Origin of the sequence: Brevundimonas sp. 1080 (genome assembly GCF_040545985.1) — a bacterium.
In the GTDB taxonomy this organism is placed as follows: Bacteria; Pseudomonadota; Alphaproteobacteria; order Caulobacterales; family Caulobacteraceae; genus Brevundimonas.
The window spans coordinates 884,137-903,042 of the sequence record NZ_JBEPMW010000001.1 but is presented as its reverse complement, the minus strand read 5'-3'; the positions used below and the strand labels follow the sequence as shown (position 1 = coordinate 903,042).

Here is an 18,906-nt window from a genome sequence, read left to right as displayed (position 1 = left end):
CATGATAGATGTCGCTGCTCCCGATACGCCCGAAACAGACGTGCGCTGCGCGCCGTCCATCCGCTCCCAGATCCGGCATGTCGTGATGCTGGTCAATCCGCTGTCCGGCAGCGTGGGACCGCGTGCGGCGGGCGAGGCAGAGGCGATCCTGGCGGACTACGATCTGAAGGCCGAGGTGATGACGCTGGGCGGCGGCGACTTCGACAAGACGATCGCGGAGGCGTTCGACGCCAAGCCGGACGTAATCTTCGTTCTGGCCGGCGACGGCACGGCGCGCTCGGTGGCGTCCAAGGCCAAGCCGGACGGTCCGATGATCGCCCCCTTGCCGGGCGGCACGATGAATATGTTGCCCAAGGCGCTTTACGGCACCGCCGACTGGAAGCTGGCGCTGAAGCGGGCGCTAGAGGAGGGCGAGCCTCAGGCTGTTTCCGGCGGCGAGGTTCAGGGCGAATACTTCTATTGCGCCGCCATTCTAGGATCGCCCGCGCTGTGGGCCCCGGCGCGCGAGGCGATGCGGACCGGCAAGATCAAGCTGGCCTGGCAATACGGCCGCCGCGCTCTGAAACGCGCCTTTTCCGGTCGTCTGCGGTTCACCCTGGATGGCGGCGAGAAACGCCGCACCGAGGCGCTCGTGCTGATCAGCCCGATGATCTCCAAGGCGATGGAGGATCCCATCGGCCTGGAAGCCGCGGCCATGGACCCCAGCGACACGACCCAGGCCTTCCGCCTGGCTGCGACAGCCTTGTTCAGCGATTGGCGCCAGGATCCGGCCGTCTCGACCCGCCCGGCGAAACGGATCGAGGTCCGCGCTCGCTCCAAGATTCCGGCCGTAATTGATGGCGAACCCTTGCTGCTGAAGCCCGAGGCCGTGATCCGCTTCGTGCCCAAGGCCTTCAAGGCGCTGGCGCCCAAGCCGCCCTCAGCCGAGGACAGCATCTAGTGGGACGCGTTCTTCAGTTCTCCGACGTCCATTTCGGCTGCGAGCACAAACGCGCCTGCGCCGCCGCCCTGGAATACGCCCACGCCACGCCGAACGATCTGGTTTTGATCACCGGCGACATCACCCAGAAGGGGTTTCCCGACGAGTTCAAGGCGGCCGGCGAATGGATGCGGGCTATGCCCGAGCCGCGCTTCGTCATCGTCGGCAATCACGACGTGCCCTATTGGGACGCTATCGCGCGGGTCTTCCATCCCTGGCGGGCGTTCGAGACGGCGACCGGCTTTCCAGCCCACGACGGCCAGTTCTGCAGTGATGCGGTGATGGTGCGCGGTGTCGTCACCGCGCGCGGCTGGCAGGCGCGGCCCAACTGGTCGAAGGGCGTCATCGATCTGGACCAGACGCGGCGCGCGGCCGAGGCCCTGCGTCAGGCGCCGATCGGCGCGCTGCGAATTCTGGCCTGCCACCATCCGCTGATCGAGATGGTCGGCACGCCGATGACCGGCGACGTCAAGCGCGGCGACGAGGCGGCCCTGATCTTCGCCGAGGCCGGCGTCGATCTGATCATGACCGGCCACGTCCATGTGCCGTTCGCCATGCCGATTCCGCTGGCGGATCGTTGCTCCTACGCCGTCGGCTGCGGAACCCTGTCGCACCGTGAGCGCGGCGCACCGCCCGGCTTCAACCAGATCGACTGGGACGCCAAGACCATCACCGTGACGGCCCTGGCATGGGATGGAACCAGCTATCGCTCGCACCAGGTGTGGCGACTGCCGCGCCGCCAGGACACCCGCAAGGCGACCACCGCGCCCAGCCCGGTCGAGCCGGGTGCCTTGGAGAAGGCGGCGGTCTGAAGACCTCAGATCCATCCCCTCCCTGCGAAGCGGGGAGGTGGCTCGAAGAGTAGCGGAGAGACGGAGGGGTTCTTTGCCGCATTGCAGGCGCTAGTGGGATTTCAACAACCCCTCCACCGCTCCGCGGTCCCCCTCCCCACGCTGTGGGGAGGAGACTTTCTCGCCTACCGGAACGGCGGCTCGTCGAAGGCGCGCAGTTTGCGCGAGTGCAGCTTGGACCCTTCGCTGCGCATCAGATCGACCGCCTGGATGCCGATCTGAAGGTGTTCGGAGATCGAGCCTTCGTAGAAGCGGTTGGCCTGACCCGGCAGTTTGATCTCGCCGTGCAGCGGCTTGTCCGACACGCACAGCAGCGTCCCGTAGGGCACGCGGAAGCGATAGCCCTGGGCCGCGATGGTGGCGCTTTCCATGTCGATGGCGACGGCGCGGCTCTGGTTGAAGCGCAGGGCCGACTTGGAATAGCGCAGCTCCCAGTTCCGGTCGTCGGTGGTGACGACGGTGCCGGTGCGCAGGCGTAGTTTGACCTCGTCGCCCGGCATGCCGCTGACCGACTTGGTGGCGTCATAGAGCGCGCGCTGAACCTCGGCGATCGAGGGGATCGGAATGTCGGGCGGCAGCACTGCGTCCAGAACGTGATCGTCGCGCAGATATGCGTGGGCCAGCACATAGTCGCCGATGGTCTGGCTGGCGCGCAGGCCACCGCAGTGACCGATCATCAGCCAGACGTGCGGACGGGTGACCGCCAGGTGATCCGTGATCGTCTTGGCGTTGGACGGGCCGACGCCGATGTTGACCAGGGTCACGCCCTTATGGCCCGGCGCGGTCAGGTGATAGGCCGGCATCTGGTGCTTCTTCCAGGCCGTGTCGCTGATCGCCGCCTCGGGGTTGGGCGTGTCGCGCGTGATCACCACGCCGCCGGCGCAGGACAGGGTCTGATACGGCGAGCCGGGCGTTCGAAGCTGCTCGATGGCCCAGCGCACGAACTCATCGACGTAACGATTGTAGTTGGTGAACAGGACATAGGACTGAACGTCGTCCACCGGCGTGCCGGTGTAGTGTTTCAGCCGCGCCAGCGAGAAGTCGGTCCGCAGGCCGTCGAAGTGCGACAGGGGGAAGTCGCCGCCCATCTCGAACAGACCATCGGCGATCTCGTCGCCGATATGGGCCAGGTCCGTGGTCGGGAACCAGCGCGCCAGGGCCGCCGTCATCGACCGGTCCAGCGCGACCTCCAGCCCGTCGGTCACATAGGGGAAGGGGATCTCCTGGCGCGAGACGCCGACCTCGAAGGTCGCATTATATTCCTGCTCCAGCAGGCCCAGCTGTTCGGTCAGATAGGGGCGGAAAAGGTCGGGCCGCGTGATCGTGGTCGAATAGCTGCCCTGTCTCGACAGTCGGGCGTAGGCGCGCGGCTCCAGGTCCTGGGGGCGATCCCCGTCCCAGCGGATGCGAAGTTCGGGATAGGCGAACACCCCTTCGGCGCGTTTGACCGGATCGGGCCGCGCGCCGGTGTTGACGAAATCCCGCACGGCGTCGCGCAGGTTGGTCACGGATTGGGTGTAGAGGGTTTCGAGGCGGTCCAGCGCCGCCTGTGCTGTCATCTGTTCTGTCATGACTTCCTCTAGCGAAGCTTCGCGGCTTTGGCGAGGTGCCGGCCGTTCAAACCCGATTTCGCTGCATTGCAGCAATTTATGACGGGCGTGCGGTTGCGGATCGGGGCGTGACGGCGCATCTGGCCCGGATGTCTTCTTCCCTTGCGTCAGCGCCCGCCAAGAAGGAGCTCGGCTTCGTCGAGTTCGTCTGCCTCATCGCCCTGATGATGGCGCTGAATGCGCTGGCGATCGATTCCATGCTGCCTGCCCTGCCGCACATCGGCGCCGACCTGAACGTGGCGACCGACAACGACCGACAATGGGTGGTGACGGCGTATCTGCTGGGCTTCGGCGGGGCGCAGCTGTTCTACGGTCCGTTGGCGGATCGGTTCGGTCGAAAGCCCGTCCTGCTGTTCGGCGTCGGCGTCTATGTGATGTTCAGCCTGCTGGCGACCCTGGCCCCAACCTTCGAGACGCTGATCATGGCCCGCGTCGGCCAGGGTCTGGGCAGCGCCTGCACCCGCGTGCTGGCCGTCTCCATCGTGCGCGACCGTTACGAAGGGCGCACCATGGCGCGGGTCATGTCGTTCAGCTTCCTGGTCTTCCTGGGCGTGCCGATCCTGGCGCCGTCGCTGGGTCAGATGATCATGCTGGTCGGGCCGTGGCGCTGGATTTTCGCCGGGCTGGGCCTGATCGGGGTCGGCCTGATCGTCTGGGCCAGCTTGCGTCTGCCCGAGACGCTGAAGCCCGAGGATCGGCTGCCGATCCAGGTCAAGCGGCTGACCGCAGCCTACAAGATCGCCCTGACCGATCGTACGGCCGTCGGCTACACCCTGGCCATGACGGCGATCACCGGGGCCCTGTTCGGCTTCATCAACTCGTCGCAGCAGATTTTCGCCGACGTCTTTCAGGCCGAGGCGGCGTTTCCGGCGGTGTTCGCTCTGATCGCGGGCGGCATCGCCGTGGCCTCGATCGTCAATGCGCGGCTGGTGGTCAAGCTGGGTTCGCGCAAGATTTCGCACACCGCTCTGATCGGCTTCACCAGCATCGCCGCCATCCATGCGGTGGTGGCGATCAGCGGTCATGAATCGATCTGGACCTTTGCGGTGCTGCAGACCCTGACCATGTTCTGTTTCGGCCTGATCGCGGGCAATTTCGGATCCATGGCCATGGAGACGATGGGCAAGATCGCGGGCACGGCGGCGTCGATCCAGGGCTTCATCTCCACCATCGTCGGCTCGCTGCTGGGCTTTGCGGTGGGCCAACAGTTCAATGGCACGACCATTCCGATGTCGGTCGGCTTCACCGTCTTTGGTTTGATCGCCCTGGGCTGGGTGCTGTTCGCCGAGCGAGGACGGCTGTTCCGGGCCCATCACGCGCCGGTCGCCGCCAAGGCTTGATCTTTTTCGCGTTTCCGCGCGTTCTCCGGGCCAATCTTCAAGATCAGCCCAGGAAAACCTCGATGACGCGCAAAGCGCTCGGTCTCGTCTCCGCCCTCGCCCTGGCCGCCGCCATGGGTCTGAGCGCCTGCTCCACCACGACGGGAGGGTCGGCCATGACCCCGCCCGCCATCGCCCCGGCGCCCGGTCCCGAAGCGGTGGACGTCCACACCCATGCCCGGCCCGAGATCGCCCGCGTCGTCGATGTGGCCTTGGACCTGACCGCCGACTTCAACGCCAAGACCCTGGCGGGCACGGCGACCCTGGACATCCTGGCGATCCCGGGGGCCAACGAGATCGTGCTGGATATCCGCGACCTGGACATTCAGGACGTGCGCGACGCGGCGGGCCAGCCGCTGCGCTATGTCGTCGGCGACAATGACGCCGTTCTGGGCCAGCCGCTGACGGTCTATTTCCCGGCCTTCGCCGCCAATGAGCGACGCAAGATCACCATCCGCTATTCGACCCGTCCGAATGCGGCGGCCCTGCAATGGCTGAACCCCAGCCAGACGGCGGGTGGACAGAAGCCCTATCTGTTCAGCCAGGGACAGGCGATCCTGACCCGCACCTGGGTGCCGACCCAAGACAGCCCGGGCATCCGTCAGACCTATTCGGCCCGCATCACCGCGCCCGAAGACCTGACGGTGGTCATGAGCGCCGATCATCTGACGCCGAACGGCGAGCGAGCCGCAAACGGGATGAAGACCTGGCGCTTCCGGATGGACAATCCGATCCCGCCCTATCTGATCGCGCTGGGCGTCGGCGACATCGCCTTTGCACCGTTCGACGGCCGCACCGGGGTCTGGACAGAGCCCAGCCGCCTGCGCGCCGCCCAATGGGAACTGGAGCCGACCGCCCAGATGGTGACGGCGGCCGAGAAGCTGTATGGCCCCTATCGCTGGGGCCGCTACGACCTCTTGGTCCTGCCGCCGTCCTTCCCGTTCGGCGGGATGGAGAACCCGAAACTGACCTTCGCCACCCCGACCATCATCGCCGGCGATCGCTCGCTGGTGTCGCTGGTCGCGCACGAACTGGCGCACTCCTGGTCGGGCAATCTGGTGACCAACGCGACCTGGAACGACTTCTGGCTGAACGAGGGCTTCACCGTCTATTTCGAGAACCGGATCATGGAGTCGGTCTATGGCCATGACCGCGCCATGCAGGAGCAGGTGCTGGGCTGGGACAGCCTTCAGGACACACTGAAGTCCTTGCCGGCGGCGGACACCCGCCTGCACCTGGACCTGAAGGGCCGCGATCCCGACGACGGCATGAACGACATCGCCTATGAGAAGGGCGCCCTGTTCCTGCGGACCATCGAACGCACCGTCGGACGGGATCGGTTCGATGCCTGGCTGCGCGGCTATTTCGACCGCAACGCCTATCGTCCGATGACCACGGCCATGTTCCTGAAGGACATCCGCGACAACCTGATCAAGGCCGACGCGGCGCTGGAAAGCCAGTTGCAGATGGACGCCTGGGTCTATCAGCCCGGCCTGCCGTCCAACGCTGTCGCGCCGGTGTCCCATGCCTTCGAGCCGGTGGATGCGGCCGCCGTCGCCTTCTTCAAGGACAAGGGACCGGCCTCGGCCATTCCGTGGGCGGACTGGAACACCCAGCAGCGCCAGCGTTTCCTGGGCTGGCGTCCCGAGGGTCTGCGGACGGGCGCCGACTGGCTGACGAATGCGCAGCTGGCCGATCTGGAGCGTACGCTGAACCTGGCGAACGAAGGCAACGCCGAACTGACCTTCGCCTGGCTGCAGATCGCCCTGGCCCATCGCTATCAGCCGTCGGTCGCCACGGCCGAGAAGTTCCTGACCAGCCAGGGCCGTCGCAAGTTCGTCCTGCCGCTGTTCCAGACCCTGTGGAACGAGGGCGACTGGGGTCGCGGCAATGCGCGACGCATCTACGCCGAGGCCCGGCCGCTCTATCACCCGGTCACCAGCGGTTCGGTCGATCAGTTGGTCGGACGGCCGTAAGGCTAGAGGTCCACGATCGCCACGCCGGTTTCCGCCGACAGCCGTTCCGCTAGGACAGCGCGGTGGCAGCCGGCGTGGTCGGCCTCGAAGCACAGCAGGGCGACGGGTTTTTCAGCCGCCAGCGCCTTCAGCCGCTCGTACTCGATCTGCGCCTGGGGTTCGGCCAGGTGATCGGCGAAGATGGCGCGCATCTCGTCGACACGGCCCTTGCGCGCCGCGTCACGTCCCGTCTTGGGCGTGCCAAGCCCGCGCAGGTGGACATAGTCGATCCCTTCGGCCTTCAGGCTCTCGCCCAGGATTGTCTTGGAAAAGCCGGCGCGGCGGGATGCGGCGACCGCGCGGACATCGACCAGGGTCTGCACGCCGGCCGTCTTCAGCCGCGCGATGACGTCGGCCTGGGTCGCGCCCTCGTAGCCAATGGTGAAAAGCTTCATCCGCCTCAGATGGGCGGCCGCGCGTCGAACGCCAGCGTGACCGTGAAGGCCCGCGTTGCGGTGCGGCGCCCTATCGTCTATCCCGCCGAAACGGATTTCGACTGGAGCTTTCCCCATGGCTGACCTCGCCCCCGGCGTCGTGACCCTCTTCGGAGGTTCGGGCTTTATCGGGTCGCAGGCGGTGCGCGCCCTGGCGCGTCGCGGCTGGCGCATTCGGGTGGCCGTGCGCAACCCGGTCCTGGCGATCGAAATCCAGCCGCTGGGCGATCCCGGCCAGATCCAGTTCATGCGCTGCGACATCACCAACCCGACGGATGTGGCGCAGGCCGTGCGCGGCGCGGACGCCGTCGTGAATCTGGTCGGCGTGCTGCATGACGCAGGCGGCAAGCGCGGCTTCGACGCCGTTCACACCGAGGCGGCCAAGACCATCGCCGAGGCCGCCAAGGCGGCGGGCGTTGAGCGCCTGGTCCAGATCTCGGCCATCGGCGCCGACGCCGCCAGCCCTTCGGCCTATGGTCGCACCAAGGCTCAGGCCGAGGCGGCCGTTCGCGCCGTCTATCCGGACGCGGTGATCCTGCGTCCGTCGCTGGTCTTCGGCGCGGGCGACAGCTTCCTCAATCGCTTCGCCGCCATGGCGACGATGGCGCCGGCCCTGCCGCTGATCGGCGGCGGCGAGACCCGGTTCCAGCCGGTCTATGTCGGCGATGTCGCCGAGGCCATCGCGCGCGGCGTGACCCGCGCGGACGCGGCCGGCCGCACCTATGAACTGGGCGGGCCGAGCCTCTATACCTTCCGCGAGGTGCTGGAGCTGGTGCGTCGTGAGACGGGCCGCGACCGGATGCTGGTTTCGGTGCCCTTCATCGTCGCCAAGCCCCTGGGATCGCTGTTGCAACTGAGCCGGTTCGTCGGCCTGACCCCGCCGCTGACGCGCGATCAGGTGCTGATGCTGGAGAAGGACAATGTGGTCGCCGCCGAGGCGTTCGGCCTCAGCGATCTGGGCATCGACCATCCGGCCGGCATGGCGGCGATCGCCCCGTCCTATCTGTGGCGCTACCGCGTCGGCGGCCAGTTCGCCGAAGCGCCCGCCCACTAAACCCGTCCCCTATGACGCCGCCGCCGGTCGCCTTCGCGGCCGGCGGCGTCTTCTGTTCGGGAACAAAGAGTGCACAGCTTAAGGATGCCGGCCACGCGCCCCCATTTCTCCACCACCGATACGCCTGACCTGAACGACGCGCGGGCGTTGCTGGCGCGTGTCTGGGGTCATGCCGACTTTCGGGGGCTGCAAGGACGGGTGGTCGAGCAAATCCTGTCGGGCGGCGATGTGCTGGCGGTCCTGCCGACCGGCGGCGGCAAGAGCGTCTGCTATCAGATCCCGGCCATACTGCGCCCCGGACTGGGGCTGGTGGTGTCGCCCCTGATCGCACTGATGACCGATCAGGTCGAGGCGTTGAAGCAGCAGGGCGTCGCGGCGGCGCGGCTGGATTCCGGCGTGTCGCTGGACGAGCGTTCGGCCATCTGGGCGGCGGCGCGGTCGGGGGAGCTGGACCTGCTCTATGTCTCGCCGGAAGGCCTGGCGGCGGGGGCCATGATGGACCGGCTGGCCGAACTGCCGCTGAGCCTGATCGCCATCGACGAGGCGCACTGCGTCTCGCAATGGGGCCACGACTTCCGCCCCAACTATCGCAACCTGGGTCTGCTGGCCGAGCGGTTCCCCGACGTGCCGCGCATCGCCGTCACCGCCACCGCCGACGCCCGCACCCGCGACGACATCCTGCGTTCGCTGCGGCTGGAAGAGGCGACGGTCTTCGTCGACAGTTTCGCGCGTCCGAACCTGCAACTGTCGGCCGAGCGCAAGGAGAGCGCGTCTCGGGCCAAGACCGACGCCCGCGTCATCGAACTGGTGCGCGAGCGGCGGGGCAAGTCGGGCGTCGTCTATTGCGGCAGCCGCGACGGCTGCGACCGCGTCGCCCAGGCGCTGCGCGACGCCGGGACCAACGCCATCGCCTATCACGCCGGCATGGACACGAAGGAGCGCGACCGCCGGCTGGAACGCTTCCTGGCCGAGGAGGGCGCTGTGATGGTCGCGACCATCGCCTTCGGCATGGGCGTGGACAAGGCCGACGTCCGCTTCGTCATCCACGCCGATCCGCCGGGCAGCCTGGAGGCCTATTGGCAGGAGATCGGCCGGGGCGGTCGCGACGGCGAACCGGCCGAGGGCATCACCCTGTATGGCCCCTCCGACATCGCCTGGTCCTTGCGTCGTCTCGACAGCCGCCCGATGGCCGAGGAGGTCAAATCGGTTCAGGTGCGCAAAACCCGTCAGCTGTTCGCCATGCTGGACGGCGCCGTCTGTCGCGCCCAGGCCGTGCGGCGATACTTCGGCGAGCATGACGCCCAGCCTTGCGGCGTCTGCGACATCTGCGGCGACCCGCCCCAGCTTTATGATGCGACCGTCCCGGCCCAGAAGGCGTTGGCGGCGGTGCAGCGGCTGGGCGGCCGGTTTGGGAGGGGCCGCGTCGTCGATCACCTGACCGCCCGCACCAAGGATGTGCAGCCGTGGGAGCAGCAACTGTCCACCTGGGGCATCGGGCGCGAGATTTCGCTGAACAGCTGGCGCGAGATCGTCGATCACCTGCTGTTCGAAGGCCTGCTGGCCGAGGATCCCAACGACGGCAAGCCGCTGGTCGGGCTGGGCGATCCCGAAGCGGTGCGCGCCGTCTATCGCGGCGAGCGCCAGATCGAGGTGCGTCGCGCGCCGCTGAGGGCCGATACCGCCCCGCGCCGTCGTGACCGCTCTGGCGAAGGGCGCAATGCGGCGCTGGAGACGATGGACGCAGACGTCCGCGCCCGGTTCGAGGCCTTGCGCGCCTGGCGCCGCGACCGCGCCTCGGAACAGCACGTCCCGCCCTATGTCATCTTCCAGGACCGGACGCTGCTGGAAATCGCCCACGCCGAGCCGGGCGACCTGAACAGTCTGGGCGCCATTTCCGGCGTCGGCCAGTCCAAGCTGGATCGCTATGGCAAGGGCGTGCTGGAGGCGCTGGCCGCCCTTTAGAAGCCGTCAGACTTCCGGCTTGGGCGGGGCGGTGATGACTTCGACATTGTCGTTCAGCAGATAGGACAGTTCCGACAGGGCTGTGGCGCGTTCGGCCGGGTTGGCGGCGGCCTGAACGGCCTGAACCTTCTTGGGCATGTCCTCGGAAATGCCGCGCAGGATGCATTTCAGATCGCCGTCGGTGCCGCGTTCCTTCAGGATCAGGTGGCCCTGCATGTCCAGGGCGGCCAACTGCTCGGCCTGGGCCTTGAAGCCGGTGAAGGCCTGGCTGGTGAAGAAGGCGGCGTCGTCGGCGGCCTTGGCGGCGGCCCAACCGTCCACCACGGCCTTCAGACTGGCCGAGCGCGAGATGATGTCAGCGAACAGCGGCTCGCCCGCCACCGAGATCGGCGCGCCGGGCGCGGCGGCCGGCTGTTCGGCGGCCAGGGCGACGGACGGATTGGACATCGCCAGGGCGATCGTGAGAGCAAGGCCGCAGGACATGGAGGTGACTTCCTGTTTCAGCGTCCGCTGGGACGTTGAACCTGAATACGCCCCAGCCGTAAACGAGTGTTTACCCTGTCATTCCCGATGGAGACGACGATGACCCGCGACGCCGCCTGGACCGCATTCGACCAAGCCGCCGCCGAGGCCGCCTCTGCGCGGATCGTGGATCAGTTCGCCGCCGATCCCGACCGGCTGGCACGGATGTCGGTCGAGGCGGCGGGCCTCTATCTGGACCTGTCGAAACAGAGCTGGACGCGCGCGGCCTTTGACGCCTGCCTCGATCTGGCGAGGGCATCTGACGTCGAAGGGCGCCGCGCGGCCCTGTTCGACGGCGAGGCCGTCAATCTGACGGAAGGGCGGGCGGTGCTGCACCCGGCCCTGCGCGCCGCGCCGGGCGCCGACTTCAAGGCCCTGGGCGAGCCGGTCTCGGCCGAGGTGGACGCCGTGCGGGCGGACATGAAGGCCTATGCCGACGCGGTGCGGTCGGGCGGCGAGGCAGGCGCGACGGGCAAGACGTTCGAGGCGATCGTCCATGTCGGCATCGGCGGGTCGGACCTGGGGCCGCGCGTGGTCTGGGACGCGCTGCGCCCGCTGGACCCGGCCATCGACCTGCGCTTCGTCGCCAATATCGATCCGCGCGACATGGCCGAGGCGCTGACGGGCCTCGATCCCGAAACCACCCTGGTGGTGGTCGTGTCCAAGACCTTCACGACGCAGGAAACCCTGGCCAACGCCGAGGCGGCGAAAGCCTGGCTGGCGGCGTCGCTGTCGGCCGAGGGGATGACGAAACACTTCATCGGGGTGACGGCGGCGCCGGACAAGGCGGCGGCCTTCGGCTGCGGCCGGACCTTCGGCTTCCGGGACTGGGTCGGTGGGCGATATTCGCTGTGGTCGGCGGTCAGCCTGTCGTGCGGCATCGCCCTAGGCTGGGACGTGTTCGAAGGGATGCTGGCGGGCGCCGCCGCGATGGACGAGCATTTCGTGTCGGCGCCGCTGGAGCGGAACGCGCCGATCCTGCTGGCCCTGGCCCAGGTGTTCAATGTCGATGGCCTGAACCGGCCCGCCCGTACCGTGGCGCCCTACGCTCACGCCCTGCGTCGTCTGCCGTCCTTCCTGCAGCAGCTGGAGATGGAGTCGAACGGCAAGCGGGTGCATCGCGACGGCACGCCGGTGACGCGTCAGACCTGCCCTGTCGTCTTCGGTGAGCCGGGCACCAACGGCCAGCACGCCTTCTTCCAGCAGATCCACCAGGGACCGCAGACCGTCCCGGCCGAGTTTGTGATCGTGGCCAAGACTCACGCGGACGCGCCGGAGTCGCCGCCAGAAGCGCCTTTGTGGTCCAACGCCTTGGCCCAAGGCCAGGCCCTGATGCTGGGGAAGACGACAGAGGCCGCCAAGGCCGAGGGGTTGGCGCAAGGATTGTCGGAGGAGGAGGCGACGCGCCTGGCGTCCCACCGCACCTTCACCGGCAATCGTCCATCGACGGCCATCCTGATGGACCGCCTGACGCCCGAAACCCTAGGCGCGCTGCTGGCCCTGTATGAGCACAAGACCTTCGTCGAGGGGGTGATCTGGGACATCAACAGCTTCGACCAGTGGGGCGTCGAACTGGGCAAGGTCCTGGCCAAGGCGATCCTGAAGGACGTGGACGCGGGCGGCCCCTCGGCGGACCTGGATCCGTCCACGGCAGCCTTGATGACGCGGTTGATGGGCTGACGCGAAAAGGGCCCGTCCTTGCCGGACGGGCCCTTCCGATCATCTAGACCGTCGAACGCTTACCAGCGGCGGTCGTAGCGGTAGTCGCGATCATTGCGATAGTCGCGGCGGTCGTAGCGCGAGTCGTAACGGCGGCCGTCGTAGCGGTAGTCGTAGCCCGAGCGGCTGCGGTCGATGCCGTGCTCGCGCTCCCAATGGCCTTGGTTACGGTAGCATTGGCCGCCGCGGTAGTATTCGCAGCCCGAGCCGCGGTTGGAGGCCACCGCGCCCAGCGCCGCGCCGGCAAGCGCACCGCCCGCGATATAGCTGCCGTCGCCATTGCCATAGATGGCGCCGGCCAGACCGCCCACGGCGGCGCCGATCAGGGCGTTACGGCCGGTGTTGTCGCGATCGCGCGACTGGGCGGAAGCCGGAGCGGCCATCAGGCTCAGGGCCACGACGGGGGCGGCGGCGACCGCAGTGATCTTCAGCAGCTTGGACATTTTGGTCTCCTTGTTTGCTTGCCGATCTGCGTTTCCGGGGCGGGAAGGCATCCAGCGTTGAGGTCTTTCTATCGCTCCCAGTTTGAACGACCCCGGAGGTCGGCATTCATTTTCGGTTCATTTGTCACAGAGAATTCGCGCGGCGATCCACCGCCGCCGCTTGACGATGACCCTGCCTCTGCCTAACTCCCGCTCGCGTTAGCACTCTCGCTGGTCGGCTGCCAAAACGGCGATCGCGAGAGAGCCGCACACCGTTTCAAAAACGCCCCGATCCGGGGGTTTTACAGGGAGAAGTCCGATGGCGTTCCGTCCGCTCGGCGACCGCGTGCTGGTCAAGCGCGTTGAAGAAGAATCCAAGACCAAGGGTGGCATCATCATCCCCGACACCGCCAAGGAAAAGCCACAGGAAGGCGAAGTCGTCTCCGTCGGCCCTGGCGCCCGCGACGACACCGGCAAGGTCAATGCTCTGGAGCTGAAGGCCGGCGACCGCATCCTGTTCGGCAAATGGTCGGGCACGGAAGTGAAGATCGACGGCGAAGACCTGATCATCATGAAGGAATCCGACGTCCTGGGCGTGCTGTCCTAAGCACCCGACGTCCGACGTTCTTCAATCAATCCATATAGATAGGAGCTGCCCTCATGGCCGCTAAAATCGTACACTTCAACACCGACGCGCGCGACAAGATGCTGCGCGGCGTCAACGTGCTCGCCAACGCCGTCAAGGTGACGCTGGGTCCCAAGGGCCGCAACGTCGTGATCCAGAAGTCCTTCGGCGCTCCGCGCTCGACCAAGGACGGCGTGTCGGTCGCCAAAGAGATCGAGCTGGAAGACGCCTTCGAGAACATGGGCGCCCAGATGATCCGCGAAGTCGCTTCGAAAACGAACGACAAGGCGGGCGACGGCACCACCACCGCAACCGTTCTGGCTCAAGCCATCGTGCAAGAGGGCCTGAAGGCCGTCGCCGCCGGCATGAACCCGATGGATCTGAAGCGCGGCATCGACAAGGCTGTCGGCCTGGTGCTGGAAGAGATCAAGTCGAACTCCAAGCCGGTCTCCAACAACTCGGAAATCGCCCAGGTCGGCACCATCTCGGCCAACGGCGACTCGGAAATCGGTGAGCTGATCGCCCAGGCGATGGCCAAGGTCGGCAACGAAGGCGTCATCACCGTCGAGGAAGCCAAGACCGCCGACACCACCGTCGACGTCGTCGAAGGCATGCAGTTCGACCGCGGTTACCTGTCGCCTTACTTCATCACCAACGCCGACAAGATGGAGGCCCAACTCGAAGAGCCGCTCATCCTGCTGTTCGAGAAGAAGCTGACCTCGCTGCAAGCCATGCTGCCGATCCTGGAAGCCGTGGTGCAGTCGGGCCGTCCGCTGCTGATCATCGCCGAGGACATCGAAGGCGAAGCCCTGGCGACCCTGGTCGTCAACAAGCTGCGTGGCGGCCTGCGCGTCGCCGCCGTCAAGGCTCCGGGCTTCGGCGATCGCCGCAAGGCCATGCTGGAAGACATCGCCATCCTGACGGGCGGCCAGGTCATCTCGGAAGACCTCGGCATCAAGCTTGAGAGCGTCACCATCGACATGCTCGGCAAGGCCAAGAAGGTCACGATCACCAAGGACGACACCACCATCGTCGAAGGCGTCGGCGGCAAGGACGAGATCGAAGCCCGCGTGGCCCAGATCAAGCGCCAGATCGAAGACACCACCTCCGACTACGACAAGGAAAAGCTGCAGGAACGTCTGGCCAAGCTGGCCGGCGGCGTCGCGGTTCTCCGCGTCGGCGGTTCGACCGAAGTCGAAGTGAAGGAAAAGAAGGACCGCGTCGACGACGCCCTGAACGCCACGCGCGCCGCGGCTGACGAAGGCATCGTTCCGGGCGGCGGCATCGCCCTGCTGAAGGCCTCCAAGATCCTGGCCGACGTCAAGGGCGACAACGCCGACCAGAACGCCGGCATCGCGATCATCCGTCGCGCCCTGCAGGCTCCGATCCGTCAGATCGCCGAAAACTCCGGCGTCGAAGGCTCGATCGTGGTCGGCAAGGTGCTGGAAAACGGCGACGCTTCGTTCGGCTTCAACGCCCAGACCGAAGAGTACGGCGACCTGGTGCAGATGGGCGTCATCGACCCGGCCAAGGTCGTCCGCACGGCCCTGCAAGACGCCGCTTCGGTGGCCGGCATCCTGATCACGACGGAAGCCGCCGTCGCCGACGCCCCCAAGAAGTCGGGCGGCGCCTCGGCCCCCGACATGGGCGGCATGGGCGGCATGGGCGGCATGGACTTCTAAGTCCAAGCTGACCGACGCTGAAATGCAGAAGGGCGGGACCGCAAGGTCCCGCCCTTTTTGTTTGCCTATCCTATCTGCGAAGCGGGGAGGGGGACCGCTGAGCGGTGGAGGGGCTGTTGAAGGCCCACCGATGTCGGAGGTGCGGCGCCAGCCCCTCCGTCACGACGGCAAGAGGCATCGCGCCACCTCCCCACGAGGTGGGGAGGAGACAGCGTTCTAGAACTCCGAAATCGCGCCCGGCTTGCGGGACCGCGTCTTCAGCCACATGACGCCCAAGAGGTCCGAGACCGACGCCCGCAGGCGGCCCCAGTTGGTGTATTTCGAGCGGCCGACCTCGCGGTGGCGGTGGTCCACGTCGAGATATTGGTTCTTGAACCCCTCGCGGATCATCAGCGCCGGCAGGTAGCGGTGGATGTGATCGAAGTAGGGCAGGCGCAGGAAGACGTCGCGGCGGAAGGCCTTCAGTCCACAGCCGGTGTCGTCGGCGTCGTCGCCCAACAGTTTGCGGCGGATGCGGTTGGCCCAGATGGAGGCCTGGCGTTTGGCCTCGGTGTCCTGACGTTTGGCGCGACGGCCGCCGACCAGGCCCACGTCGCCGGGGGCGGACAGAAGCGCATCGACCAGGCGGGGCGCATCGGCCGGCGGGTTCTGGCCGTCGCCGTCCATCGTCACCACGACCGGCGCGCGCGCGGCCAGGACGCCGGTGCGGACCGCGCGGCTCTGGCCAGCATTGGTCCCGTGAGCCAGGACGCGCAGGGCCGGCAGTTCGGCCATGGCGGCCTTCAACTCGGCCAAGGTCGCATCCTTGGACGCATCGTCCACGAAGATCATCTCGTACGAACGGCCGGCGAAGGCGGCGGCGATCTCGCGCGCCAGGGGCACGGCGGCGCCCGCCTCATCATGGACGGGAACGACGACGGAGATTTCGGGCGTTTCGGCGGTCATCGGCGCTCCATAGAGGATAACGAGAGCTTAGGGGAGACGGCTGACGCAGGCGTAGTCGCCGTGTAAGGAGTCTGGAATGAAGACTTTGGATCTGGATGGCCGCATCGCCGGCTGGCGCGGGCCGGTTCTCGCGGCCCTGCTGACGTTGATCGCCGGCCTGCCGGGCCTGCTGCTGCTGCCGCCGCTGGATCGCGACGAGAGCCGGTTCGCCCAGGCCACGTCCCAGATGCTGGAAAGCGGCGACTATGTCGACATCCGCTATCAGGACGAGCCGCGCTGGAAGAAGCCGGTCGGCATCTACTGGATGCAGGCGATCGCCGTGGGCCTGACCTCGGATGTCGAGGACCGCGAAATCGCGCCCTATCGCATCCCCTCCCTGCTGGGCGCCATGCTGGCGGCTTGGGCCGTGGCCTGGGCCGGCTCGGCCATGCTGGGCAGCCGGGTCGGCTTCTTCGGCGGCGCCATCATGGGGGCGACCTTCCTGCTGTCGACCGAGGCGGGGATCGCCAAGACCGACGCCATGCTGTGCGGCGCGACGACCCTGGCCATGGCGGCGCTGGCGCGCATCTATATGGCGACGAAGGCGGGCGAACGCCCGATCCGGCCGCATAAACTGCTGTTCTGGATCGGGATCGGTCTGTCGATCCTGATCAAGGGACCGATCGGGTTCCTGGTCGTGGCCCTGGCGATCATCGCCCTGTCGATCTGGGATCGGAACATCAAATGGCTGTATCGCCTCGGCTGGGGGTGGGGTCTGCCGCTGGTCGCCCTGATGGTCGGACCGTGGGCCATCGCCATCACCATCGCCACCGACGGCGGCTTCTGGCGCGAGGCCATCGGCGGAGACCTGGCGCCCAAGATCGCCGGCGCGCACGAAAGCCATTCGGGCTTCCCCGGCATGTATCTGCTGCTGGCGCCCCTGCTGTTCTTCCCCTCGACCCTGCTGTTGCCCGCCGCCGTCTCGACGGGGTGGAGCCGACGGGCCGAACCTGCGATCCGATTTCTGGTCTGCTGGCTGGTCCCGGGCTGGCTGATGTTCGAACTGGCGCCGACCAAGCTGTGGCACTACACCCTGCCGACCTTCGGAGCGCTGGCCCTGCTGGCGGCCGCCGCCTTGGCCCAACCCATCGGCAAGGTCTCGCGCATCACCGGGGCGGTCCTGGGCGCGTTCGCGGCTCTGCTGATCATCGGCATCACCGTCTATGGACTGACCGTCTATGGCACCTCGACGGCCCAGACCTGGGCGGCGCTGACGGTGGTCATGGCGCTGGCGGCGGGGGCGATGGGGGGCTTCCTTCTGCTGAACCGCGCGCCGGTCGCAGCGCTGGTCGCCTCGCTGGCCTTCGGGATCGTGGCGCACGCGGCTCTGTCGGGCACGATCCGCCAACTGCGGCCCCTGGCCATCGCGCCCCAGCTTGAAAAGGCGCTGGAGGCGGCCGATCTGCACCCGCGTCAGGGCCGCACGCCGGGGCCGGTGGCGATCACCGGCTTCCATGAACCCAGCTTCGTATTCCTGACCGGGCGCGACACCGACCTGACCGACGCCCAAGGCGCGGCTGAGGCCCTGGCCGAGGGGCGGCCTGCCATCGTCGAAGGACGCGACGCCGACGCCTTCCGTGCGGCTGCGGCGCGTCTGGGCGTGTCCGGTCGCGCGGTCGGGACGGTCAACGGCTACAACTATTCGGCGGGCGATCCGGTCAGCCTGACCGTCTATGCGCCGCCGCCCCGAAACGGGAATGGGAACGGTAACGCCGCAGCGGGAGCCGAGTGATGGGCCGCTTCATCCAGATCGTCGAAGTCGGGCCGCGTGATGGCTTGCAGAACGAAAAGGCGGTGCTTGAGCCCGCCGTCCGCGCCGATCTGGTGCGACGGCTCGAGCAGGCGGGGGCGAAACGGATCGAGGCCGTCTCCTTCGTCCATCCCAAATATGTGCCGCAGATGGGCGGCGCCGAAGAGGTCATGGCCGCCCTGCCGCACGAGGCGGGGCGCAGCCGCATCGGCCTGGTGTTGAACGGCAAGGGCTATGACCGGGCGTTGGCGACCGGGGTGGACGAGGTCAATGTCTCGGTCGCCGCCACCGACGGCTTCGGCCTGAAGAACCAGGGCCTGGCGGTGAAGGATCAACTGGCCATGCTGGGCGAGATCGTCGCCCGCCGCCACAACGCCGAGGCCAGCGAGGGCGCGCCGTCGCTGTCGGCCATGATCTCCTGCGTCTGGGGCTGTCCGTTCGACGGCGAGGTGTCGGTCGATCAGGTCGCAGACATGGTCGGCGCCATCGCCGATATGGGCGTCGGCGAAATCGGGCTGGCCGACACCATCGGCGCGGGCGATCCCTGGGCGGTGACGAAAAAGGTCGAGGCGGCCAGGGCGGCCGCGCCCGACGCGACGCTGCGCCTGCACTTCCACGACACCCGCAACACCGGCCTGGCCAACGCCTATGCCGGCGTCGAGGCGGGGATCGACGTGCTGGACGCCTCGGTCGGGGGGATCGGCGGCTGCCCGTTCGCGCCGGGCGCCACGGGAAACATCGCTACCGAGGACCTTGTCTATATGCTGGCGCGCGGCGGGTTCGAGACCGGCTATGATCTGGACGCCCTGATCGCGACGGCGCGCTGGATCGGCGAGGCCATCGGCCGGCCGGCGCCGTCGGCGCTCAGCCGGGCAGGCGGATTTCCCAAGGCTTGAACCCTTGTGGCGGCGTTTCGAA

17 protein-coding genes are annotated in these 18,906 nt (G+C 67.5%); 12 read left to right on the top strand and 5 right to left on the bottom strand.

Features of this window, described 5'->3' with window-relative positions; genetic code table 11:
- Nucleotide 1: 1 nt before the first annotated feature.
- Together ABIC32_RS04635 and ABIC32_RS04630 are read left to right on the top strand one after the other, a co-directional pair.
- On the top strand, nucleotides 2–940 hold the full coding sequence (locus tag ABIC32_RS04635; protein ID WP_354072657.1) for a diacylglycerol/lipid kinase family protein: 939 nt from the start codon (nucleotides 2–4) through the stop codon (nucleotides 938–940).
- The gene (locus tag ABIC32_RS04630; protein ID WP_354072655.1) at nucleotides 940–1,791 is read left to right on the top strand and encodes a metallophosphoesterase family protein; all 852 of its coding nucleotides are present in this window, start codon (nucleotides 940–942) and stop codon (nucleotides 1,789–1,791) included. Before ABIC32_RS04635 ends, ABIC32_RS04630 begins: the two co-directional genes overlap by 1 nt.
- A gap of 164 nt (nucleotides 1,792–1,955) precedes the next feature.
- Here ABIC32_RS04630 and ABIC32_RS04625 read toward each other — a convergent pair whose 3' ends face one another.
- The gene (locus ABIC32_RS04625; protein ID WP_354072653.1) at nucleotides 1,956–3,401 is read right to left on the bottom strand and encodes an AMP nucleosidase; all 1,446 of its coding nucleotides are present in this window, start codon (nucleotides 3,399–3,401) and stop codon (nucleotides 1,956–1,958) included.
- Between the two features lie 128 nt (nucleotides 3,402–3,529).
- Here ABIC32_RS04625 and ABIC32_RS04620 point away from each other — a divergent pair, with 128 nt between their 5' ends.
- Both ABIC32_RS04620 and ABIC32_RS04615 read left to right on the top strand, forming a co-directional pair.
- Nucleotides 3,530–4,780, top strand: a complete 1,251-nt coding sequence (locus ABIC32_RS04620; RefSeq protein ID WP_354072651.1) for a multidrug effflux MFS transporter — start codon at nucleotides 3,530–3,532, stop codon at nucleotides 4,778–4,780.
- A 62-nt stretch (nucleotides 4,781–4,842) separates the two neighbouring features.
- Nucleotides 4,843–6,795 carry a M1 family metallopeptidase gene (locus ABIC32_RS04615; RefSeq protein ID WP_354072649.1) on the top strand — a complete coding sequence of 651 codons (1,953 nt, stop codon included), beginning with the start codon at nucleotides 4,843–4,845 and terminating at the stop codon, nucleotides 6,793–6,795.
- A 2-nt stretch (nucleotides 6,796–6,797) separates the two neighbouring features.
- Here the strand turns inward: ABIC32_RS04615 and ABIC32_RS04610 are convergent, their stop codons facing one another.
- Nucleotides 6,798–7,229, bottom strand: a complete 432-nt coding sequence (locus ABIC32_RS04610; RefSeq protein WP_354072647.1) for a DUF488 domain-containing protein — start codon at nucleotides 7,227–7,229, stop codon at nucleotides 6,798–6,800.
- A 115-nt stretch (nucleotides 7,230–7,344) separates the two neighbouring features.
- On the opposite strand from ABIC32_RS04610, the gene ABIC32_RS04605 reads away from it, so the two are divergent.
- Together ABIC32_RS04605 and recQ are read left to right on the top strand one after the other, a co-directional pair.
- Nucleotides 7,345–8,322, top strand: a complete 978-nt coding sequence (locus ABIC32_RS04605; RefSeq protein WP_354072645.1) for a complex I NDUFA9 subunit family protein — start codon at nucleotides 7,345–7,347, stop codon at nucleotides 8,320–8,322.
- Nucleotides 8,323–8,406: 84 nt separating this feature from the next.
- Nucleotides 8,407–10,284: a DNA helicase RecQ gene (gene recQ / locus ABIC32_RS04600; RefSeq protein ID WP_354072642.1), complete on the top strand. Its 1,878-nt coding sequence runs from the start codon at nucleotides 8,407–8,409 to the stop codon at nucleotides 10,282–10,284.
- Between the two features lie 6 nt (nucleotides 10,285–10,290).
- Here the strand turns inward: recQ and ABIC32_RS04595 are convergent, their stop codons facing one another.
- Nucleotides 10,291–10,767: a hypothetical protein gene (locus tag ABIC32_RS04595; RefSeq protein ID WP_055808821.1), complete on the bottom strand. Its 477-nt coding sequence runs from the start codon at nucleotides 10,765–10,767 to the stop codon at nucleotides 10,291–10,293.
- Between the two features lie 99 nt (nucleotides 10,768–10,866).
- On the opposite strand from ABIC32_RS04595, the gene pgi reads away from it, so the two are divergent.
- Entirely contained in the window at nucleotides 10,867–12,486 is a 1,620-nt protein-coding gene (gene pgi / locus ABIC32_RS04590; protein WP_354072639.1) for a glucose-6-phosphate isomerase, read from the top strand.
- A gap of 59 nt (nucleotides 12,487–12,545) precedes the next feature.
- Here pgi and ABIC32_RS04585 read toward each other — a convergent pair whose 3' ends face one another.
- Nucleotides 12,546–12,968 carry a YMGG-like glycine zipper-containing protein gene (locus ABIC32_RS04585; protein WP_165114280.1) on the bottom strand — a complete coding sequence of 141 codons (423 nt, stop codon included), beginning with the start codon at nucleotides 12,966–12,968 and terminating at the stop codon, nucleotides 12,546–12,548.
- Nucleotides 12,969–13,266: 298 nt separating this feature from the next.
- On the opposite strand from ABIC32_RS04585, the gene groES reads away from it, so the two are divergent.
- The 3 genes from groES to ABIC32_RS15250 all read left to right on the top strand — a co-directional run bounded on the left by groES (nucleotide 13,267) and on the right by ABIC32_RS15250 (nucleotide 15,523).
- On the top strand, nucleotides 13,267–13,554 hold the full coding sequence (groES, locus tag ABIC32_RS04580) for a co-chaperone GroES (protein WP_055808823.1): 288 nt from the start codon (nucleotides 13,267–13,269) through the stop codon (nucleotides 13,552–13,554).
- 53 nt (nucleotides 13,555–13,607) lie between these two features.
- Nucleotides 13,608–15,254 (top strand): chaperonin GroEL, encoded by a 1,647-nt coding sequence (gene groL / locus ABIC32_RS04575; protein WP_055754584.1) that lies wholly within the window; start codon nucleotides 13,608–13,610, stop codon nucleotides 15,252–15,254.
- 104 nt (nucleotides 15,255–15,358) lie between these two features.
- The gene (locus tag ABIC32_RS15250; RefSeq protein ID WP_492946167.1) at nucleotides 15,359–15,523 is read left to right on the top strand and encodes a hypothetical protein; all 165 of its coding nucleotides are present in this window, start codon (nucleotides 15,359–15,361) and stop codon (nucleotides 15,521–15,523) included.
- On the opposite strand, the gene ABIC32_RS04570 is transcribed toward ABIC32_RS15250, so the two are convergent.
- Nucleotides 15,471–16,199, bottom strand: a complete 729-nt coding sequence (locus tag ABIC32_RS04570) for a glycosyltransferase family 2 protein (RefSeq protein WP_066553941.1) — start codon at nucleotides 16,197–16,199, stop codon at nucleotides 15,471–15,473. The genes ABIC32_RS15250 and ABIC32_RS04570 overlap by 53 nt on opposite strands.
- 76 nt (nucleotides 16,200–16,275) lie before the next feature.
- Here ABIC32_RS04570 and ABIC32_RS04565 point away from each other — a divergent pair, with 76 nt between their 5' ends.
- Together ABIC32_RS04565 and ABIC32_RS04560 are read left to right on the top strand one after the other, a co-directional pair.
- The gene (locus tag ABIC32_RS04565; protein WP_354072635.1) at nucleotides 16,276–17,970 is read left to right on the top strand and encodes an ArnT family glycosyltransferase; all 1,695 of its coding nucleotides are present in this window, start codon (nucleotides 16,276–16,278) and stop codon (nucleotides 17,968–17,970) included.
- Nucleotides 17,970–18,884, top strand: a complete 915-nt coding sequence (locus ABIC32_RS04560) for a hydroxymethylglutaryl-CoA lyase (protein ID WP_354072633.1) — start codon at nucleotides 17,970–17,972, stop codon at nucleotides 18,882–18,884. Before ABIC32_RS04565 ends, ABIC32_RS04560 begins: the two co-directional genes overlap by 1 nt.
- Nucleotides 18,885–18,906: the final 22 nt, after the last annotated feature.

Excerpts from the sequence above, each read along its gene's own strand:
- ABIC32_RS04605 (WP_354072645.1), top strand. The coding sequence starts at position 7,345 with ATGGCTGACCTCGCCCCCGGCGTCGTGACCCTCTTCGGAGGTTCGGGC.
- ABIC32_RS04570 (WP_066553941.1), bottom strand. The coding sequence starts at position 16,199 with ATGACCGCCGAAACGCCCGAAATCTCCGTCGTCGTTCCCGTCCATGAT.
- groL (WP_055754584.1), top strand. The coding sequence starts at position 13,608 with ATGGCCGCTAAAATCGTACACTTCAACACCGACGCGCGCGACAAGATG.
- groES (WP_055808823.1), top strand. The coding sequence starts at position 13,267 with ATGGCGTTCCGTCCGCTCGGCGACCGCGTGCTGGTCAAGCGCGTTGAA.
- ABIC32_RS04565 (WP_354072635.1), top strand. The coding sequence starts at position 16,276 with ATGAAGACTTTGGATCTGGATGGCCGCATCGCCGGCTGGCGCGGGCCG.
- ABIC32_RS04625 (WP_354072653.1), bottom strand. The coding sequence starts at position 3,401 with ATGACAGAACAGATGACAGCACAGGCGGCGCTGGACCGCCTCGAAACC.
- recQ (WP_354072642.1), top strand. The coding sequence starts at position 8,407 with ATGCCGGCCACGCGCCCCCATTTCTCCACCACCGATACGCCTGACCTG.
- ABIC32_RS04635 (WP_354072657.1), top strand. The coding sequence starts at position 2 with ATGATAGATGTCGCTGCTCCCGATACGCCCGAAACAGACGTGCGCTGC.
- ABIC32_RS04595 (WP_055808821.1), bottom strand. The coding sequence starts at position 10,767 with ATGTCCTGCGGCCTTGCTCTCACGATCGCCCTGGCGATGTCCAATCCG.
- ABIC32_RS04620 (WP_354072651.1), top strand. The coding sequence starts at position 3,530 with ATGTCTTCTTCCCTTGCGTCAGCGCCCGCCAAGAAGGAGCTCGGCTTC.
- ABIC32_RS04560 (WP_354072633.1), top strand. The coding sequence starts at position 17,970 with ATGGGCCGCTTCATCCAGATCGTCGAAGTCGGGCCGCGTGATGGCTTG.
- ABIC32_RS04610 (WP_354072647.1), bottom strand. The coding sequence starts at position 7,229 with ATGAAGCTTTTCACCATTGGCTACGAGGGCGCGACCCAGGCCGACGTC.
- ABIC32_RS04615 (WP_354072649.1), top strand. The coding sequence starts at position 4,843 with ATGACGCGCAAAGCGCTCGGTCTCGTCTCCGCCCTCGCCCTGGCCGCC.
- pgi (WP_354072639.1), top strand. The coding sequence starts at position 10,867 with ATGACCCGCGACGCCGCCTGGACCGCATTCGACCAAGCCGCCGCCGAG.
- ABIC32_RS04585 (WP_165114280.1), bottom strand. The coding sequence starts at position 12,968 with ATGTCCAAGCTGCTGAAGATCACTGCGGTCGCCGCCGCCCCCGTCGTG.